Origin of the sequence: Blastomonas sp. UPD001, assembly GCF_003426715.1 — a bacterium.
Classification (GTDB): domain Bacteria; phylum Pseudomonadota; class Alphaproteobacteria; order Sphingomonadales; family Sphingomonadaceae; genus Blastomonas.
The window spans coordinates 633,185-650,929 of sequence record NZ_QKVT01000001.1 but is presented as its reverse complement, the minus strand read 5'-3'; the positions used below and the strand labels follow the sequence as shown (position 1 = coordinate 650,929).

The following is a 17,745-nucleotide window of genomic DNA, read 5'->3' as shown; positions in this document are numbered from 1 at the left end:
AAGATGCCAGTATCGGGCAGGCCCAGGAATCCAAGGTCGGTCGACATGTCGAATTCCACGCCATAGACCTTGCCGTCGCCAACGTTGCGCGGCTGGAACACGAACGTGCCTGCGCCCTCGGAACCAACAACGCCGGTATTGGTCAGCTCGATCAAGTTCTGCACATCGCGATAGAAGAAATTGATGCCGACGATCCCCCCGCGCCCGATGCGCCGCTCATAGCCCAGATCGAAGCCCCATGCGGTTTCCGGATCGAGTTGCGGATTGCCCAGCAGATCGTTGTCGCCGAGTTCCGCCTCGAGCAAGGCAGGCGAAATGAAGTTGAACTCGGGACGGCGATTGGTGCGCGCCACCGAACCGATGATCCGGTCACGATCGGTAATGTCGTATTTGAACGAGGCCGAAGGCAACAGCTTTTCATAGTCATTGCCCTGCACACCTGCCGCGGGCACTGTCGCGTCGATGATGTTGAGATCGGTGGTCTCATAACGCAGACCGGCTTCCCACGAGAAGCCGCCATGGCGGCCTTCCACCAGCGCAAAGCCGTCGATGCGCCGTTCCTCGATCGTGTTCACGCTACCGGGTTCGGGGGCGAGCGCACCAAAGGCGGTATTCAGTTCAGTCGGGTTGCGCTGAAACTGGTTCCAGTTGCGCGCCGCAGCAACGTTGAAGCGATTGCGTACGGTCAGGATTGCAGTATCGCGGTCCTTGTCCTGGTAGAAGCCGCCGAATACCAGCTTGATTTCGTCGCCGAGATCGACCGCGTGCTCCAGCTTCACCGTGAATTCGCTATCGTCGATATCGACCGTGGTGAGGTCGCCAGTGAAACGCGGCGTGGCACGGTCGAAGTCGATCTCGAATTCGGTTTCGCGCTGCTTGTCGGTGAAATTGGCATAGCCGATGCGCAGCGAGGTTTTCCCGGCTGACCATTCATGCGAGAGCTTGCCGTCGATCGTGTAGTTTTCCTGATCGATCTCGTTCACATTGGCATTGTCGGTCAGCAGGTTTCCGCTCGCCGCGCCGTTGCGCACTGGGCCGTTGATGGCGGTCGGGCTGTTATATTCGTAGCTGCGCTCGTCCTCGGTGCGGTCGGTGCGCACATAGAATCCGCGGATCTGGAAGTTCGTGTCGCCGCCGTCGATCTCGTAGGTCGCGTTGACCGAGTAATCCTTGCCATCACGCGTATCCGTCTGATCTTCGCGGTTGTCGAAATCGTCGGTCGCGAAATTAGGATTGTTTTCGGGCGAATCGCTGTAACGCAGGCTCGATTTCAGCTTGGGGTTGTGGCGCCCCTGGAAATTGCCGCCGATCAGCAGACGGCCCGGGCCGACCTTGCCGCCGAAGACCGCGCCGAAGCTAGGCTCGAACTCCTCGTCGTCATAATAGAGCGCGCCGCCGCGGACATAGCCGCCGTCAAGCTGATAGCCATCGCGCAACACGATGTTGAGCGAGCCCGCAACCGCATCACCGGTGCGGCGTGCTGAGTTGGAGCGTACGATTTCCACCCGCGAGATCAGTTCGGCGGGAATGCGATCAAGGAAGAACGAACGGTCGGCCTGGCCGCCGGGAACGCGCTCACCGTTGATCAGGATCTGGGTATAACCGGGCGGCAGGCCGCGAAGACGCGGGCCATCGCTTTCGATCACATCAGAGAGAAAGGTCACCGAAGGCACGCGCTTGAGCGCATCGCCTGCGGTGAGCGGCTCGAAGCGCTGAAAGTACTCGGTGCCATATTCGAGCACAGGCTCCGCGCCATCGACCCGGTTGCGATAGCCGATCTGGCCCTGCACCACGATGTCCTGCGACGTAGTGATCGTCTGGTCGCCGTCGCGCGGTTGTTCCTCGGCGACTTTGTCCTGCGCCAAAGCGAGTGCAGGAAGCATGGCCAGCCCGGCAATGCCGGTGAGCAGCGCACAACGGGTCGCGCGCTTGAAACCGAAAATAATTGTCATGGAATGACCCCCCGAATCAAACAGCCGGATCGACTGCGTTGAGCGCGCCGCTAACAGCGCTCCGAGACGGATGGATGAAACCAAGGTTTCAGTTTTGGGTCACTTCCTGCACAAAACTGTCATCAATGCGCCATATCGACGTGGCAGCGACCGCCGACCGCAGTTCGATTTCGAAAAAGGATTTCCCTTCATGGCCGACCGTTCTTCCGCCACCCTGTTCGGGGTGAGCCTTGTCGCCCTGCTGGCCGTTGCCTGCGCGCCCAAGGAAATCCCGCTCGAGGTGCGAATCGCCAATGCGCTGCCCGCCGTCGATGTGCCCGCGAGCGGCGAGACGGTGCCGGTCGGCACCGCCAATGCAGATGCGGCGGACGATCCGGCGATCTGGCGCAATACCGCCAATCCGTCCGCCAGCCTGATCGTCGGCACCGACAAGAAGGCCGGGCTCTATGTCTATGGCATGGACGGCAAGGTGCGCGGATCGTCGCTGACCGGGCGCTACAACAATGTGACGCTGTTGGCGGGCGAGCATGGCATCGTCGTCATCGCCAGCGATCGGACCGATCCGGTCAATTCCAAGCTCGCGCTGTTCCTGCTCGATCCGCCGACCGGTTCGCTGTCGCCGCTGGCGAGCGTGCCGAGCGGTGCGGGCGAAGGCTATGGCGTGTGCGTTGCCCCTGCCCCGCGCATCGCGATGGTCGGCGCGCCCGATGCGATGACCGCCTATGCCGCGATCAAGGACGGCACCGTCCGCGAGATCCGGATCACGCACAAGGACGGAAAGGTCGAGCACAGCGTCGGTGCCACCTGGAAGCTCAATAGCCAGATCGAGGGCTGCGTGGTCGATCCCGCCACAGGCGCGCTCTATGTCGGCGAGGAGGATGTCGGCATCTGGAAGATCGATCCCGCGCGCCCCGAGGCCGCGCCGGTGCTGTTCGCCGCCGCCGACAGCAAGCAGCTCGTCGCCGATGTCGAGGGCCTCGCGCTCGGCACGCGCGAGGGCGCGAGCAGCCTGCTCGTCGCCTCGAGCCAGGGCGACCATGCTTATGCGGTGTTCGACACGGCCAATGGCAAGCTGCTGGGGCGCTTCCGCATCAACGGCGGCGCGCTCGACGGCACGTCCGAGACCGACGGGATCGAGCTGGCGGTCGGCGATTACGGTCCGGGCTTTGAGCAGGGCGTGTTCATCGCGCAGGACGGCGACAATGGCGCTGGCACGCAAAATTTCAAGCTGGTGAGCTGGGGCGCGATCCTCGCCGCGCTTGGGCTTTAATCGCGCCCACGATAGCTCTAGCCCCGCCCCCGATAGCCCGGAACGTCCTGCGGCGGCAGCCACAGCCCTTGGGGCGGTTCGCCCGACTGCCAGAACACATCGATCGGGATGCCGCCGCGCGGATACCAGTATCCGCCGATGCGCAGCCAGTGCGGCTGCATCTCTTCGAACAGCCGTTCGGCAATGCCGACGGTGCAATCCTCGTGAAAGGCCTGGTGGTTGCGGAAGCTGCCCAGGAAGAGCTTGAGCGACTTGGATTCGACCATCACCTTGTCGGGCGCATAGTCGATGACCAGATGCGCGAAATCGGGCTGGCCGGTTACCGGGCAGAGCGAGGTGAACTCGGGCGCCGTCAAGCGCACCAGATACGGCCTGCCGGGGCGGGGATTTGGCACATAGTCCAGCACCGCCGCTTCGGGCGAGGTCGGCATGGGGCTGTCTTTGCCCAGAAAGCGTGTTTGGGGTTGATCGGTCATGCGCCTCATCTAATGCGGCACACGGCTGATGTCATCTCCCGCCCGCATTCAGCGCCGATTAAGCGCGCAGGCCGCGTGGCGGAGGCTTCAACTGGGGATGGTCAGCCTTTTGTCGGACCGGTGGCAAGCGCACCGGCGGCACGAGCTATACGGGGAATTATGTCGGCATGAACGGTGACGGCCGCAAGATTATCGGGACGCTGTTGGCAGCCAGCCTGCTCGGGCTGAGTGCGCCTGGAAGCGCGCAGGACAATCCGGGCAGCTTCAGCCTGCCGCCGGGTCCGCAACAGAACCCCCAGCCGCCGTCGAATGTGCAGGGGCCGGTCGACGCCGAATCCACCCCGCCGCGGACGAGATCCTGCCCGATTCGGCGCTCGCCGATTCCGCCGGTGGCGCGTCGGCTTCGCTCGGCGCTGCGCCGGGCGTGCCGCAGCGGCATCAATTGGGCGGCGAAACCCCGGCCCCGGTCGTCCCGCGCCTGCTGCTCGACTATACGACGCTGGGCATCGACGTGACTTTGGTCAACGCGGTCGCGCGCTATCATCTCGGCATCACCAACATGTCCGACATGTCCGTTAGCAACATCGCGCTGCACGGGGCGATCGTGCAGGCGCGCAAGGGCATGCCGCCGACAATCGACCCGATGCGCGGCGACAGCCTGCTCCCCCATCTGCAGAAGATCGCCGATATCGAGCCCGGGAGTACCCAGCGCTGCGAGGGACAGATTCGCCTGCCGCTCGGCCAGATCGAGCCGATCGCGATGCAGGGCCGCATGCTGTTCGTGCCGCTGGTGCATATCTGGATCGGCTATGACGGCCCCGACGGCACGCGCTATGCGGTCACCCAGTCGTTCGTGCTGGGCGAGGAGAGCAACCCGCCCGGCCCGCGCGTCGGCCCGCTGCGGCTCGATCTCGGCCCGCGCCGCTTCACCGCGATCGGCCAGCGACCGTTGCAGCCGGCGTAAGGCAAGGCTGCTTGCCAAGCATGGGGCGATCATGCCAATCAGCTGAAACGTATACGGAATAATGATTCCGCGCTGAGAGGGTCTCCCATATGCTGAACCGCGTCGCTTCGTCCGCCCTGGCCCTGTGCCTGTGTCTTTCGCCTATGCCGCTCGCCGCGCAGGACGGCGGCAAGGGGCCGGACAAGGCCGCCGCCGCCAAGGTCGAACCGATGGTGTCGGTGACGAAGCACAGTGGCACGTTCGGCGGACAGCGCGTCGCCTATACCGCGACTGCGAGCGACACGTTCCTCAAGGACGACAAGGGCAATCCGCGCGCGCGCATGTTCTCGGTCAGCTATGTCAAGGACACGCCCGAGCCGAACCGTCCGGTCACCTTCCTGTTCAACGGCGGCCCCGGTTCCGGCTCGCTCTGGCTGCACATGGGCGCGTTCGGCCCCAAGCGCGTCGCCATCCCCAGCGATGGCCGCGACGATGGCGCACCGCCCTATCGGCTGATCGACAATCCCGACAGCCTGCTCGATGTCACCGACATCGTCTTCATCGATCCGGTCGGCACCGGCTTTTCGACCGCATTGGGCGATACCGACCCCAAGGAATTCTGGGGCGTCACCAAGGATGCCAAATCGGTCGCGCAGTTCATCCGCCAGTGGCTCAGCGACAATGGCCGCTGGAACGCGCCCAAGTTCCTGGGCGGCGAAAGCTATGGCACCACCCGCACCGCCGCCGTCGCCAACGAGCTGGAGGGCACCTATAACGACGTCGCATTGAACGGCTTGCTGCTGATCTCTACCATTCTCGATTTCGGCGCGCAGGCCGAGGTTCCGGGCAACGAGATGCCCTATGTACTGATGGTGCCGAGCATGGCGGTGACCGCGCTCTATCACGGCAAGACCACCCCCGCCGCCTCGGGCCCCGGCCCCGATGCGCTGGCGCAGGAGGCGCGCGCCTTTGCCACCAACGAATATCTGCCCGCACTGATGAAGGGCAGCGCGCTGGTCGGCGAGGAACGCGCCCGCATCCGCGCCAAGCTCGCGCGCTATACCGGGCTGTCCGAGCAATATCTGGAAAATGCCGATCTGCGCGTGACGCCGGGCCGTTTTTACAAGGAGCTGCTGCGCGATCGCGGTCTGGTCGTCGGCCGGCTCGACGCGCGTTATACCGGCAAGGATTATGACAATGCCGGCGAAACCCCCGACAACGATCCCAGCTTCTACGGCATCGACGGCAGCTATACCGCCGCGCTCAACGCCTATGTCCGGCAGGAGCTGAAGTTCAGCCCGGAGCGGCAATATGTCACGATAGGCGGCGTGCGCGACTGGGACTGGGACCTGCCCGGCAATGGCGGCGAATCGCGCTATTACAAGAATGTCGCGCCCTATATCGGCCGCGCGCTGCGCGAGAATAGCGGGCTGCGCGTGCTCGTCGCCCAGGGCTGGTACGATTTCGCCACGCCCTTCTTCGGCGCGGAATATTCGCTCACCCGCACCGGCATCCCCACCGACCGCATCGAATATACCCGCTATGACGCCGGGCACATGATGTACGTGAACGAGACCGACCTCAGCAAATTGTCGCGCGACATTCGCGGGTTTATCGGGCGGCGGTGAGCGGGGGCGTCCGGCGGCGGTCGCTGGTTACGCGGATGTGGGGCATTCTAGAAGTAGGCGCGCGTCTTCACGACCGCTTTCTGCATTCGCGGCTGGATCTTCCAATGACTAAAAGTGGGTGGAAAGCGGAAATTGTCTGATGGGGTGCTGAGATGCATCTCATCTTTCGCGATCAAGGCGACTCGCAACTTCCGGACGAAGCTCATATTTATCAGGCAACAGCGGCGCAAACGGAGCGAAGGCGTCGTCGAGCATTGCTGCATTTGAGCTTTCTTTCGCTATGCAGGCCGCGGTTGCTTCCACTTCATCCTCGTCTGCGGCAAGTGTTTCAGCCAGCGTGTCGGACTTGACAACCCACAACTGTCGATCGGGAGTCAGTGGAGACCAATCTGCCGCTGCACAGCCAATAGCATGGGCGCTTCTCAAGTTTTCAGGATCAGACCATTCGATGGCCCATGACAGCCGGTTCAATTGCCCAACCAATTGATTAATTTTTGATCGGCTCAATGCCAGCTCGATGCTCGCAATCTTCGGCTCACGCCATTCCTTTTCGCCAATCTGGTCGGCCGTAGGATTGATCGCTCTTGCACATCCATGAATTATGGAGCTTTGAACATACCAGTTGATCCGCACTCTACCGGACCGCTCGACTACGAGTTCACGCTCAAGCGGACATCCGCCAAAAATCGTATTCTGGCCATGCTCGATTTGCCGCAGAAAGACGATCTGTTGGAAATTGTCGATTTGGCTCGTCCTGTCGCCGGACATAGTAACACTCAGTGCAGCACCAATGGCTACAACTGTTGTCGTGATGACCGCTACCGCTGTGCTAACTTGCATGTTACCACGGTAGTCAAATCCGAAAAAATGCCAACGCAATTAAACCGTCGGCAACGGGGTCGGTTACGGAAGATCCGCTTTTTTGACGATGGCGGCGAAAGCTGCCATCGAAAGGCCGTGTGTGATAGGCGAAATACGCCATCCCGCCAAGCCTGCAAAACACCAGAGGAACCCATGACCGCGATCACCATCCACGGCATCCCCAATTGCGACACGATGAAGAAGGCGCGGACCTGGCTGGAGGGTCAGGGCATTGCCTATGACTTTCACGACTACAAGAAGGCCGGGATCAGCGCGGAGAAACTGGGCGCCTGGGCCGATGCGGTCGGCTGGGAGGTTCTGCTCAACAAGGCGGGGACCACCTTCCGCAAGCTGCCCGATAGCGACAAGGCGGGGATCGACCGGGACAGGGCGATCGCGCTGATGGTGGAGCAGCCTTCGCTCATCAAGCGGCCGGTGCTGGAATATCCGGGCGGCGTGCTGGTCGGCTTCAAGCCCGATGCCTGGGCGGCGGCGCTGGGCTGAGCCGGGCTGTCACATGCCTGTCAGTTTTGCGCCCTAACCGTTCTCCGGCGAAAGCCGGAGCCCAGAAGTGGCTATAGTGCGATCTCGCCTCTGGATTCCGGCTTTCGCCGGAAAACGGTGCGGCCAACCAAGGAGACCCGAAAATGCCCAAGGCCATCTGGAACGGCACCGTCATTGCCGAGAGCGACGATACCGTCGTCGTCGAGCGCAACCATTATTTCCCCCGAAGCTCGGTGCGTGCCGATCTACTGACGCCCAGCGACACCACCAGCTTCTGCCCGTGGAAGGGCGTGGCGAGCTATTATTCGCTCGAGGTCGACGGAAAGACCAACACCGACGCGGTCTGGTATTATCCCGAGCCCAAGGATGCGGCGAAGGAAATCCGCGACCGGCTCGCCTTCTGGAAGGGTGTCGAGGTCGTCGCGTGATCCTGGCCGCGCTTATGCTGTCCACCGCCGCGCCCGGCCCGCTGATTATCGCGCATCGCGGCGCGAGCGGCGAGCGGCCCGAGCATACGCTGGGATCGTATGAACTCGCGATCGACCAGGGCGCGGATTATATCGAGCCCGATCTGGTCAGCACCAAGGACGGCGTGCTGGTCGCGCGGCACGAGAACGAGATTTCCGAAACCACCGATGTCGCCGCGCATCCCGAATTTGCCGAGCGCAAGACGACCAGGACCATCGACGGCCAGAGCCTGACCGGCTGGTTCACCGAGGATTTCACCCTCGCCGAATTGAAGACGCTGCGCGCGAAGGAGCGCCTGCCGCAATTGCGCCCCGCCAACACCGCCTATGACGGCCGATGGGACGTGCCGACGCTCGACGAGATCATCGCGCTGGTGAAGCGGCGCGAACAGGAGACGGGGCGGCGAATCGGCCTGTACCCCGAAACCAAGCATCCGAGCCATTTCCGCGCGCTCGGCCTGCCGCTCGAGGAGCGGCTGGTCGCGACGCTCGCCAAGGCGGGCTATGACGGTGCGGACGATCCGGTGTTTATCCAGAGCTTCGAGGTCGATAACCTCAAGCGCCTGAACGGCATGACCGAGCTGCCGCTGATCCAGCTGATGGCGAGCGTGGCCGGTCCGCCCGACCAGCCGGGCGTCACCTATACCGCGATGAGCACGCCCGAGGGCCTGGCCGAGATCGCGCGTTATGCCGATGGCGTGGGGCTCGAAAAGGCGATGGTCATCCCGCGCGCCGCCGATGGCAAGCTGGCCGCGCCGACGAGCATCGTGACCGACGCGCATGCCTCAGGGCTAAAGGTGCACGTCTGGACCTTCCGGCGCGAGAATTATTTCCTGCCCGGAGAGTTCAAGGCGGGCGAGAGCCCGGTCACGGTCAGTAATGTCGGCGCGGAGATCAAGGCTTTCCTCGCCACGGGCATCGACGGCCTGTTCTCCGACAATGTCACCGAGGCGGTCGCGGCGCTTCGATGATCAGGCGGCGCTGATCAGGGCTTGGGCGCCTTTTCGCCCGAAGCGGTGCCCTCCTCGATTGCCGCCTTCTTGCCGTCGCGGATCGATAGGATCATGTCCTTGCGATCGGCGGCATCGGGCGCCTCGGGTTCCTCGTTGAGCACCTTGGCCGCGCGCGGCGCGATGCACACCGTCGCCGCGACCGGCAAGTGGTCCGATCCGACATTTTCGAGCACCTTCATCTGCACCAAAGTGAAATCGGGCGACATGAACAGATGGTCGAGCGGCCAGCGCAGGCCGGGCAGGTTGGCCGGGAAGGTCGCATAGAGCCCGCGCCCGACCCGCGGGTCGAGATAGCCACCGATCCGCTTGAACATCTGCGAGGTGCGCGACCAGGCGACATCGTTGAAATCGCCCATCGCCAGCACCGGAAGGTCGGTGAGCTTGGCATGTCGCGCGGCGATCGCGATCTCGGCATCTCGCTTCTCGGTATTCTCGCCCGGCTGGGGCGGGCGCGGGTGCAGGCCGATATAGCGGAACTTGGCCCCCGCACCGGTCGAGATCGTGGCAAAGACCGAGGGTGTTTCGGTATCGATCAGCCAGGTGATCTCGGCATCCTCTACCGGCAGGCGGGTGAGGAAGATCAGGCCATAGAGGTTGGGCAGCGGCGCCGAGAGGCGGTGCGGATAGCGATCGATCACCGGCTTGAGCGCGGCCTCCCATTGCTCGTCGGTCTCGAGCAGCAGCACGATATCGGGGTCCTCGCGGTCGATCAGGTCGATCGTGCGCTGATAGTTGCGGTTGGTCTGCAGCACGTTGAAGGAGAAGGCGGAGAGGCAATTCTCCTTGTTGATCACCGCCTGCGCCACCTCGGTCTTGGCGAGCGGCGTATAGGGATAGATGCGAAAGCCCTGCCAGCCGACCACCAGCAGCATCGCCGCCACCACCATCGCGCGCGCCCAGCCGGACAGCGTCGGGATCGCCAGCACCAAAGCGATCAGCGCGATCACCATCAGCCCCAGACGCGGGAAATCCCACATGCGGATATACCAGCGATAGCTGGTCAGCAGACTGAGCGCCGTGCCGGTGGCCGCGAGCGCCGCCAGCGCGAAAACCACGATTCGCAGCATCTCTGAAATACCCATCCGACCCTGAGGAAAAAACGAGACCCCTTGTCGCGATGTCACACGCGCAACGCAAGCGGCGGTTGCACATAGGTTAGGTTTGCGCCCCGCCCCTGCCCCCGCTACACCAGCGCGCATGTCCACGACCTACACGCTCGACACCGCGACCAGCCGCGCCAATCCCACCCCCGCGCCGATGAAGCGGCTCACCGTGCCCATGATCCAGCGGCGCAAGCAGGCGGGCGTGACCGAGCAGCCGGTGGTGATGCTGACCGCCTATACAGCGCGCATGGCGCAACTGCTCGATCCGCATTGCGACATGCTGCTGGTCGGCGATTCGCTCGGCCAGGTGATCTACGGCCTGCCCAGCACGGTGCCGGTGACGCTCGAGATGATGGCGGCGCATGGCGCAGCGGTGGTGCGCGGCAGCTATCACAGCATCGTCGTGATCGACATGTCGTTCGGAAGCTACGAGGCCTCGCCCGAAATCGCCTTTGCCAGCGCGGCGCGGCTGCTCAAGGAAACCGGCGCGGCGGCGGTGAAGCTCGAGGGCGGCGCGGCGATGGCGCCGACGGTGAAGTTCCTGACCGAACGCGGCATTCCCGTCGTCGGCCATGTCGGCCTCACGCCGCAGGCGATCAACATCCTGGGCAGCTATGCCGCGCGCGGACGGTCGGACAGCGAGGCGGACAAGATCGTTGCCGATGCCAAGGCGCTCGACGAGGCCGGCGCCTTCGCCATCGTCGTCGAGGGCGTTGTCGAGCCGATCGCGATCGCGGTGACCGAAGCGGTCTCCGCCGTGGTCATCGGCATCGGCGCATCGGCGCGTTGCGACGGCCAGGTGCTGGTCACCGAGGACATGCTCGGGCTGTTCGAGCGCACCGCGCGCTTCGTCAAGCGCTACGAGAATCTCGCCGAAGTCATCGAGAATGCGGTGAAGAGCTATGCCGGGGAAGTGAGCAATCGCAGCTTCCCCAGCGCCGACCAGACCTACGCGCCCAGGGACTAAGCCCGGCTATTTCTCGCTGCGCGCGAGCAGCGCGACCAATTCGTCCTTCCAGAACTTCGCCCAGGTGTGTGTGCCGTGCCCGCGCGTGTCGTCGGTCGCCTTGATCAGCAGATATTTGCCGTCGGGCAACCGCTTGCCGAAATCCTCGGCGACGCCATAGTCCCAGGGATTGATGAAATCGTCGGACGAGTTGATCCAGGTGACCGGCATGGTCATCTTCTCGATCGTTTTCGACGGATCGTAGTTCCGCGAGGATTCGATCTGGTAGATCGTGTCATTGGCATCGATGCCCTTGATCGCCGCCTCGATCCGCTGGGTGATATAGTTGTCGGCCGCGTCGCGCGTGCCATAGGCCTTTTGCAGATGGAGCGGCGCGAAGCCCGCGACCTGCAACAGGCTCGCCGCGACGCGCAGCCCCATGATCGGCGGGCTCGTGTAATTGCCGCCCTGCCAGGCCGGATCGGCCTTGATCCCCTCGATCGCGGCCTTGCGCCACATGCGGTTGTGCCCTGCGATCGGCATCGGCAGGCAGGCCATCGGCATCATGGCCCGGACGAAGCCCGGATCGACCTGCCCCCAGACGAAGCCATGCATGCAGCCCATCGACGTGCCCATGATCAGGCGCAGCCGGTCGACCTTCAGTCCCTCGACCAGCATCTGCCGCTGCGCCTTGACCATGTCGGTATAGTCATAGGCGGGGAAGCGCATCTTCAGCCCGTCCGAAGGCTTGGACGACTTTCCATGGCCGATATTGTCGGGAAGGATGATGTAGTATTTCGTGATATCGAGCGGCTGGCCGGGGCCGAAAAGTTCCTGCGCGAACTGCGGCTGCAGGAACTGCAACCCGGCGCCGCCGGTGCCGTGCAGCACCATCACCGCATTGGTGACGCGGCCGCTGGCGTCGCGCTTCGGGGTGCCCAGCGTCGCATAGTGCAGGCGCAATTCGGGCAGCACCTCGCCGGTGCCGAAGCGGAAGTCCTTGAGGATGACATCGCCCTGCTGCAGCTGGACCGCATAATCGACCGCGGGCGCGGTCTGGGGCGGTCCCGGCTGCGCGATCGCCGGCATCGCCAGCATGGCGCAGCCCATCAGCGCGCCCAGCAACTTCATCTTCATGGCAAACCCCTCTTGTCTCGAGAGATCAACATTGCAGCGCAATCAACAGGTTGCAACCTTGCAGGCGGCACCGGATGTCACGCCGCCGCATGCACCCGGTTGCGCCCGCTGCGCTTGGCGCCGTACATCGCGGCATCGGCCTGCGCGAGCGCGTTGTCGAGCGACCAGCCCGCGCGATAGGGCGCGACCCCGACCGAGATCGACAGCGCGATCGGATCGCCGTCGGGCGACAGGAACTCCAGCCCATCAATCGCACCGCGCCAAGCAGGCAGGCCGCGACCAGCGCGATCACGATGCCGACGAGCAGTCCTGGGATCAGCCAGCGCGTGCGGGTCACAGCTGTGCGCCCCTGGCCCGCGCCATCGCCTCGGCGGCATCGAGCACGAACCAGCCACCGCACGCGGTCCAAGCGCCTTCGAGCCCGATCACCGGATGCGCGCTCGCCGTGCGCATCAGCGGATGCCGCGCCGCGCTCCACCGATCGGGATTGTAATCGCGCCGCCCGAACCAGGCCATCGCCACGCGGTCGGGCTTTTCATAGGCGAGCCGCTCGAGCGGCAGCGGCTGCCAGCCGGGCTCGGTCTGGAAATTGCGGTATCCGGCCAGTTCGATGAGTTCGTGGATCAGCGATCCGGGACCCGAGGTGACGCCGCCGGGGGTGGCATAGAGCAGGGTTGGCTGGCTGACGATTGTCGATACCGTCCCATTGTTCGTTCCCCCTCCGTTCGTCCCGAGCGAAGTCGAGGGACGTGGTCGCAACGGTTCTGCAGGGTCCCTCGACACGCTCGGGACAAACGGAGAAGAGGCACGTTCCGAAAGTCTTGCCACCCGCGCATCCATCTCCTTCGCGATCCGCTCGCCCCGCGCCCGCTCGCCCAGCTGCTCGGCGGTTTCCACCAGCACGCGACGTACCCCTGCCAGATCTTCCGCATAGCCCAATTGCAGCAGCGGCACCCCGGCGCGCGCGAAGAACGCGCCAGCATCCGCGCCGCCGCCATAGCTGCGCACGATCAGATCGGGCTTGAGCACCAGCACGTCCTCGGCGCGCGGGGCAACCTTGGGCATGCCCCTGGCCGCTTCGCGCATGTACGAGAAGTCACGCGTGGCATCGGGCGAGAGCGCGAGGATGCGCTGGCGATCAACGAGCTTGAGCACATATTGATCGGCGCAATAATCGAGGCTCACGATCCGCATCGCCCGCACCGGCGGATCGACCGGCGCGGGGGTTGCGGCCTTGCCCAGCGAGCAGGCGGTGAGTGCGAGCGGAAGCATCAGCAGACAGGTGCGCAGCCATCCCGTCACCCCCGCGAACGCGGGGGTCCCGCTACCTGCCACCGTGCAAGCGGGATTTCCGCTTTCGCGGGAATGACGAGAGAAGCCGTCGCTGATCACATCTTCAACCTGACCCCCGCATAGCCTGCACGCCCCGGCACGCCATAGTTGAACGCGGTCTGATAGGCCTCGTCAAACAGGTTTTCGACACGGCCATAGACTTCCAGATTGTCCGAGATGCTCCAGCTCGCGCGCAGGTCGACGCGGACATAGCTGTCGAGCCGGATGGTGTTGGCGACGTCGTCGAACGTGTCGCCGACCATCAGGAAGGTCGCGCCCAGCGCCGGGCCCCAGGGCGATTGCCAGTCGACCAGCACCGAGGCGCTGTCCTTGGCGCGCCGCGCGAGCCGGTTGCCGAAACTGACCCGACCCGAGAAATCGGGCTCGCGCGAGCGGTTCTCGGTATCGACCAGGCTATATTGCGCCTGCACGGTGAAGTTCGGCACCGGCTGCATCCACAGGCCGAGTTCGACGCCCTCGGCGCGCGCGGCGGCGATATTCTCCAGGCTGAAGGTGGCGGAGGAGAAGACGATGAGGTCCTGCGTGTTGCGGCGGAACCAGGTCGCCTGCGCGCGCAGCTTGCCGTCGATCAGCGACTGTTCGATCCCCGCATCATAGCTGCGCGCGGTTTCGGGGCGCAGATCGGGATTGCCGAAGGCGGCGAGCTGCTCGCTCAGCGCAGGCGCGCGGAAGCCCTCGGCATAGGTCGCGCGGATCACGGTATCGCCGTCATTGGGCGTATAGGCGATATTGCCGCCCAGGCTGGTCTTGCTGCCGAACACCTGCTGGTCGTCGATGCGCACGCCGCCGGTGACCGTCAGCCCTTGCACCGGACGCACGATGGCCTGGCCGTAATAGCTGGTCATGTGCACGTCGCTGACATCGGGTGCGGTGTTGAACGACGGGAAGAAGGTGCTCGCCTCGCTCTGCTCGTGCTCGACGCCGAACACCAGGGTCAGTGCGTCGGCCACGTCCGCAACACCCTGATATTCGAACCGGTCGAGCGTGCCCTTGGCGCGCGCGGGGTTGAACGATCCGGGCGTGGGATCGGTGGTGATGCGCTTGATGTCGGTGCGGGTATAGGCGAAGCGGTTGCGCAGCCTTCCATCGAACAGCGCGACGTTCAGGCCGGCATAGCCAACGAACTGGCGGTTGTCGGTCACCGGCAGCGTATCGCCCGGCGGGTTGTCGAATTCGGTCTCGCCGTCGGTATAGAAGCCGCGCAGGTCGAGGCTGATCGCATCGCTGAACGCGACGCGCAACTTGCCGTTGAGCGTCAGGTTCTCGAAGCCGTCCTTTTCGGTCGCCCCGTTGCGCTCGTCCGAGGCGCTGATGCCGTCGGTGCGGAACCAGCTGCCGCCCAGGCTGCCCGAGACGATGCCGGTCCGGCCCGAGACGCTGGCGACCAGCTGGCCGGTATCGCGATAGCCATATTCGCCGCGCGCATTCGCCTGCAGCCCCTCGCTCGGTTCGATCTTGGTGATGTTGATGACGCCGCCGATCGCCTGGCTTCCCCAGATCACCGAATTGGGTCCGCGCAGCACCTCGACCGATCCGATATTGCCGGTGAGGATCGAGCTGAAGTCGAACGCGCCCGAGGGCGACGACGGATCGTTGATGCGCACGCCATCGACCAGCACCAGCGTCTGCGAGCTGTCGCCGCCGCGGATGAACACGCTGGTCGTGCCGCCGGGGCCGCCATTGCGCGCCACGCTGATGCCCGGCAGCGTCTGCAGCACGTCGCTCAGCACCTGGGTCTGGCGGCGGTCCAGCTCGGCCTTGTCGACCACGGTGATCGACTGGCCGGTTTCGCTGCGCTTCTGGACGATGCGACTGGCGGAAACGACGATATCGTCGCTCTCGTTGTCGCTGGCGGACTGCGCATGGAGGGGGGTGACCGCCGCCAGTGTGGCTGCGGAGACGGCTGCAATTCGGATAAATTTGGACACGGTTTTCCCTCAGCCCTGTCCGCCGCCGAAGCGGCAGGGCAGACGAACGACATCAAGGCCCGCCGGGATCACTCCCGGCGCGACTGCGGCCTGTGGCATGTCGTTACGAAGGAAAAAACTTTCCCATCCGAACAGGCTGGACCCGGCCCCCGGATGAACGACGCGATGGCAGGTCTCCTGGCTCGTCGATCATCGCCTCGGGCCGTCTTCCCGGGATCGCTCCCAGTGACATATTGGCCGTCGGCTCCCGACTCACAGTTGCGGGCACAGCGCCGGATTTGCACCGGCTTCCCTCTTCGCCCCCCGACTAAGGGAGGAACCATCTGGATGCGCAATTGATGGATTCGGGCGGGATTGTCAATCCGCCCCGACACGCGCCCCGGTACGCCGCAGTGACGCGCCGGGGCCTTCCATCAGACCAGTTCGACCGCGACCGCCGTCGCCTCGCCGCCGCCGATGCAGAGCGAGGCCAGCCCGCGCTTGCCGCCATGCGTCTGCAGCGCCGAGACCAGCGTCGCGATGATCCGCGCGCCGCTAGCGCCGATCGGGTGGCCCAGCGCGGTCGCGCCGCCATGCACGTTGATCTTGTCGTGCGGAATGCCGAGATCGCGCATTGCGATCATCGACACGCAGGCGAAGGCCTCGTTGACCTCGAACAGGTCGACGTCATCCACGCTCCAGCCCGCCTTTTCGAGCGCCTTGCGACTGGCATCGACCGGCGCGGTGGTGAAGCGTGCGGGGGCATGCGCGTGCGCGGCGTGCGACACGATCCGCGCGACGGGCTTGAGGCCCAGTCTGTCCGCGACACTCTGCCGGGTCAGCACCAGCGCGGCCGCACCGTCGGAGATCGACGAGGCATTGGCGGCGGTGATCGTGCCGTCCTTGGCGAACGCGGGTTTCAGGCTCGGGATCTTCGAGGCATCGCCCTTGAGCGGCTGCTCGTCCTTGTCGATCGTCTCGGTGCCCTTGCGCCCGGTAATCTCGACCGGAACGATCTCGCGGTCGAAGCCGCCCGCGCTCTGCGCCTTCTGTGCGCGGGTCAGCGAGGCGATGGCATAATCGTCCTGGTCCTGGCGGGTGAACTGATATTCGCCTGCGGTTTCCTCGGCAAAGCTGCCCATCGCACGGCCGGGTTCATAGGCATCTTCGAGGCCATCGAGGAACATGTGGTCCATCACCCGGTCATGACCGATGCGCGCGCCGCCGCGATGCTTGGTGAGCAGATAGGGCGCGTTGGTCATGCTCTCCATGCCGCCTGCGACCAGCAGGTCGACCGAGCCCGAGGCGAGCGCTTCGGCGCCCATGATCGTCGCCTGCATGCCGCTGCCGCACATCTTGTTGACCGTGGTCGCCTCGACCGATTGTGGCAGGCCTGCCTTGAGCGCCGCCTGGCGCGCGGGGGCCTGGCCAAGGCCGGCGGGCAGCACGCAGCCCATATAGATGCGCTCGACCGCATCGCCCGAGACCCCTGCCCGCTCGACCGCCGCCTTGACTGCGGTCGCGCCGAGATCGGTCGCGCTCGCGCCCGAGAGCGAGCCCTGGAAGCTGCCCATCGGCGTGCGCGCATAGGAAACGATGACGACGGGATCGGCGGCAGAAAAAGCGGTCATGGCATGAGTCCCTTTTCGAATGTGATGCCAGCGCCTTCCCTTAGGGCAACCGGGAATGCAAGAGGCTTCGCACACAAAGCGCTTGGCCTGCGCCAGGGCGAACCGCTATGCGCGTCGTCGCTGCCGATCCCCGGCAATGGGCGATGTTCCGACCATGTTTGCGCCGCTGCTTGAGCATCCGATCCTCGCGCCCGTCGCCGCCGCGATCCTGGGCGCGATCTTCGGCAGCTTCATCGGCGCGCTGGTGGTGCGCTGGCCCGCGGGACGATCGGTCCTGACCGGCCGGTCCCAATGCGATGCGTGCGGCGCGCCGCTCAGGGCCTGGCAGCTTATCCCCATGATATCGTACATTTTGTTGCGCGGAAGATGTGCAGCATGCGGCGCGGCGATCGGGAGGCAGGCACTGCTTGTCGAGCTGGTAGCGGCAGCGATCGGCGCGGCCTCGCTGGCGCTGCATCCGGGGACGCAGGGGCTTGCGATCGCCGCTTTCGGCTGGCTGCTGCTGCCGCTCGCGCTGCTCGATTTCCGGCACTACTGGTTGCCGCATCCGCTCA

General features: G+C 64.7%; 17 protein-coding genes and 1 riboswitch. Of the genes, 8 read left to right on the top strand and 9 right to left on the bottom strand.

Annotation, left to right across the window (positions count from 1 at the left end; all coding sequences use genetic code 11):
• The coding region (locus tag DM995_RS03065; RefSeq protein WP_116968455.1) for a TonB-dependent receptor plug domain-containing protein at positions 1–1,952 on the bottom strand (1,952 nt) is incomplete at its 3' end.
• 190 nt (positions 1,953–2,142) lie between these two features.
• On the opposite strand from DM995_RS03065, the gene DM995_RS03060 reads away from it, so the two are divergent.
• Positions 2,143–3,222, top strand: coding sequence for a phytase (locus DM995_RS03060; RefSeq protein WP_116970305.1), 1,080 nt, complete (start codon positions 2,143–2,145; stop codon positions 3,220–3,222).
• Positions 3,223–3,239: 17 nt separating this feature from the next.
• Here DM995_RS03060 and queF read toward each other — a convergent pair whose 3' ends face one another.
• Positions 3,240–3,698 (bottom strand): preQ(1) synthase, encoded by a 459-nt coding sequence (queF, locus tag DM995_RS03055; protein WP_116968454.1) that lies wholly within the window; start codon positions 3,696–3,698, stop codon positions 3,240–3,242.
• Between the two features lie 424 nt (positions 3,699–4,122).
• Between queF and DM995_RS03050 the strand changes: the two genes are divergently transcribed.
• Positions 4,123–4,662, top strand: a complete 540-nt coding sequence (locus tag DM995_RS03050) for a hypothetical protein (RefSeq protein ID WP_232824007.1) — start codon at positions 4,123–4,125, stop codon at positions 4,660–4,662.
• Between the two features lie 89 nt (positions 4,663–4,751).
• Complete coding sequence (locus DM995_RS03045) at positions 4,752–6,269, top strand: S10 family peptidase (RefSeq protein WP_116968452.1); 1,518 nt, start codon at positions 4,752–4,754, stop codon at positions 6,267–6,269.
• Between the two features lie 159 nt (positions 6,270–6,428).
• Here DM995_RS03045 and DM995_RS21095 read toward each other — a convergent pair whose 3' ends face one another.
• Positions 6,429–7,109, bottom strand: coding sequence for a hypothetical protein (locus tag DM995_RS21095; RefSeq protein WP_198669242.1), 681 nt, complete (start codon positions 7,107–7,109; stop codon positions 6,429–6,431).
• Between the two features lie 174 nt (positions 7,110–7,283).
• Here DM995_RS21095 and DM995_RS03040 point away from each other — a divergent pair, with 174 nt between their 5' ends.
• From DM995_RS03040 to DM995_RS03030, 3 genes are all read left to right on the top strand, one after another.
• Positions 7,284–7,634 (top strand): ArsC family reductase, encoded by a 351-nt coding sequence (locus tag DM995_RS03040; protein ID WP_116968451.1) that lies wholly within the window; start codon positions 7,284–7,286, stop codon positions 7,632–7,634.
• Between the two features lie 143 nt (positions 7,635–7,777).
• Complete coding sequence (locus tag DM995_RS03035) at positions 7,778–8,062, top strand: DUF427 domain-containing protein (RefSeq protein WP_116968450.1); 285 nt, start codon at positions 7,778–7,780, stop codon at positions 8,060–8,062.
• A 14-nt stretch (positions 8,063–8,076) separates the two neighbouring features.
• Positions 8,077–9,072 carry a glycerophosphodiester phosphodiesterase gene (locus tag DM995_RS03030; RefSeq protein WP_116970304.1) on the top strand — a complete coding sequence of 332 codons (996 nt, stop codon included), beginning with the start codon at positions 8,077–8,079 and terminating at the stop codon, positions 9,070–9,072.
• 14 nt (positions 9,073–9,086) lie between these two features.
• On the opposite strand, the gene DM995_RS03025 is transcribed toward DM995_RS03030, so the two are convergent.
• Entirely contained in the window at positions 9,087–10,169 is a 1,083-nt protein-coding gene (locus DM995_RS03025; protein ID WP_232824006.1) for an endonuclease/exonuclease/phosphatase family protein, read from the bottom strand.
• A 142-nt stretch (positions 10,170–10,311) separates the two neighbouring features.
• Between DM995_RS03025 and panB the strand changes: the two genes are divergently transcribed.
• Positions 10,312–11,184, top strand: a complete 873-nt coding sequence (gene panB / locus DM995_RS03020) for a 3-methyl-2-oxobutanoate hydroxymethyltransferase (protein ID WP_116968448.1) — start codon at positions 10,312–10,314, stop codon at positions 11,182–11,184.
• Positions 11,185–11,190: 6 nt separating this feature from the next.
• Here panB and DM995_RS03015 read toward each other — a convergent pair whose 3' ends face one another.
• From DM995_RS03015 to DM995_RS02995, 5 genes are all read right to left on the bottom strand, one after another.
• Entirely contained in the window at positions 11,191–12,300 is a 1,110-nt protein-coding gene (locus DM995_RS03015; protein ID WP_502696571.1) for an alpha/beta fold hydrolase, read from the bottom strand.
• Positions 12,301–12,377: 77 nt separating this feature from the next.
• Positions 12,378–12,677, bottom strand: coding sequence for a GGDEF domain-containing protein (locus tag DM995_RS03010; protein ID WP_116968447.1), 300 nt, complete (start codon positions 12,675–12,677; stop codon positions 12,378–12,380).
• Positions 12,634–13,635, bottom strand: coding sequence for an ABC transporter substrate-binding protein (locus DM995_RS03005; protein WP_232824005.1), 1,002 nt, complete (start codon positions 13,633–13,635; stop codon positions 12,634–12,636). The genes DM995_RS03010 and DM995_RS03005 overlap by 44 nt, the downstream gene beginning before the upstream one ends.
• 53 nt (positions 13,636–13,688) lie before the next feature.
• On the bottom strand, positions 13,689–15,581 hold the full coding sequence (locus DM995_RS03000; RefSeq protein WP_116968446.1) for a TonB-dependent receptor plug domain-containing protein: 1,893 nt from the start codon (positions 15,579–15,581) through the stop codon (positions 13,689–13,691).
• Positions 15,582–15,731: 150 nt separating this feature from the next.
• A riboswitch (cobalamin riboswitch) is annotated at positions 15,732–15,920 on the bottom strand.
• Positions 15,921–15,994: 74 nt separating this feature from the next.
• The gene (locus DM995_RS02995; protein ID WP_116968445.1) at positions 15,995–17,191 is read right to left on the bottom strand and encodes a thiolase family protein; all 1,197 of its coding nucleotides are present in this window, start codon (positions 17,189–17,191) and stop codon (positions 15,995–15,997) included.
• A gap of 154 nt (positions 17,192–17,345) precedes the next feature.
• Between DM995_RS02995 and DM995_RS02990 the strand changes: the two genes are divergently transcribed.
• A partial coding sequence (locus DM995_RS02990) for a prepilin peptidase (RefSeq protein ID WP_198669241.1) occupies positions 17,346–17,745 on the top strand: 400 nt, incomplete at its 3' end.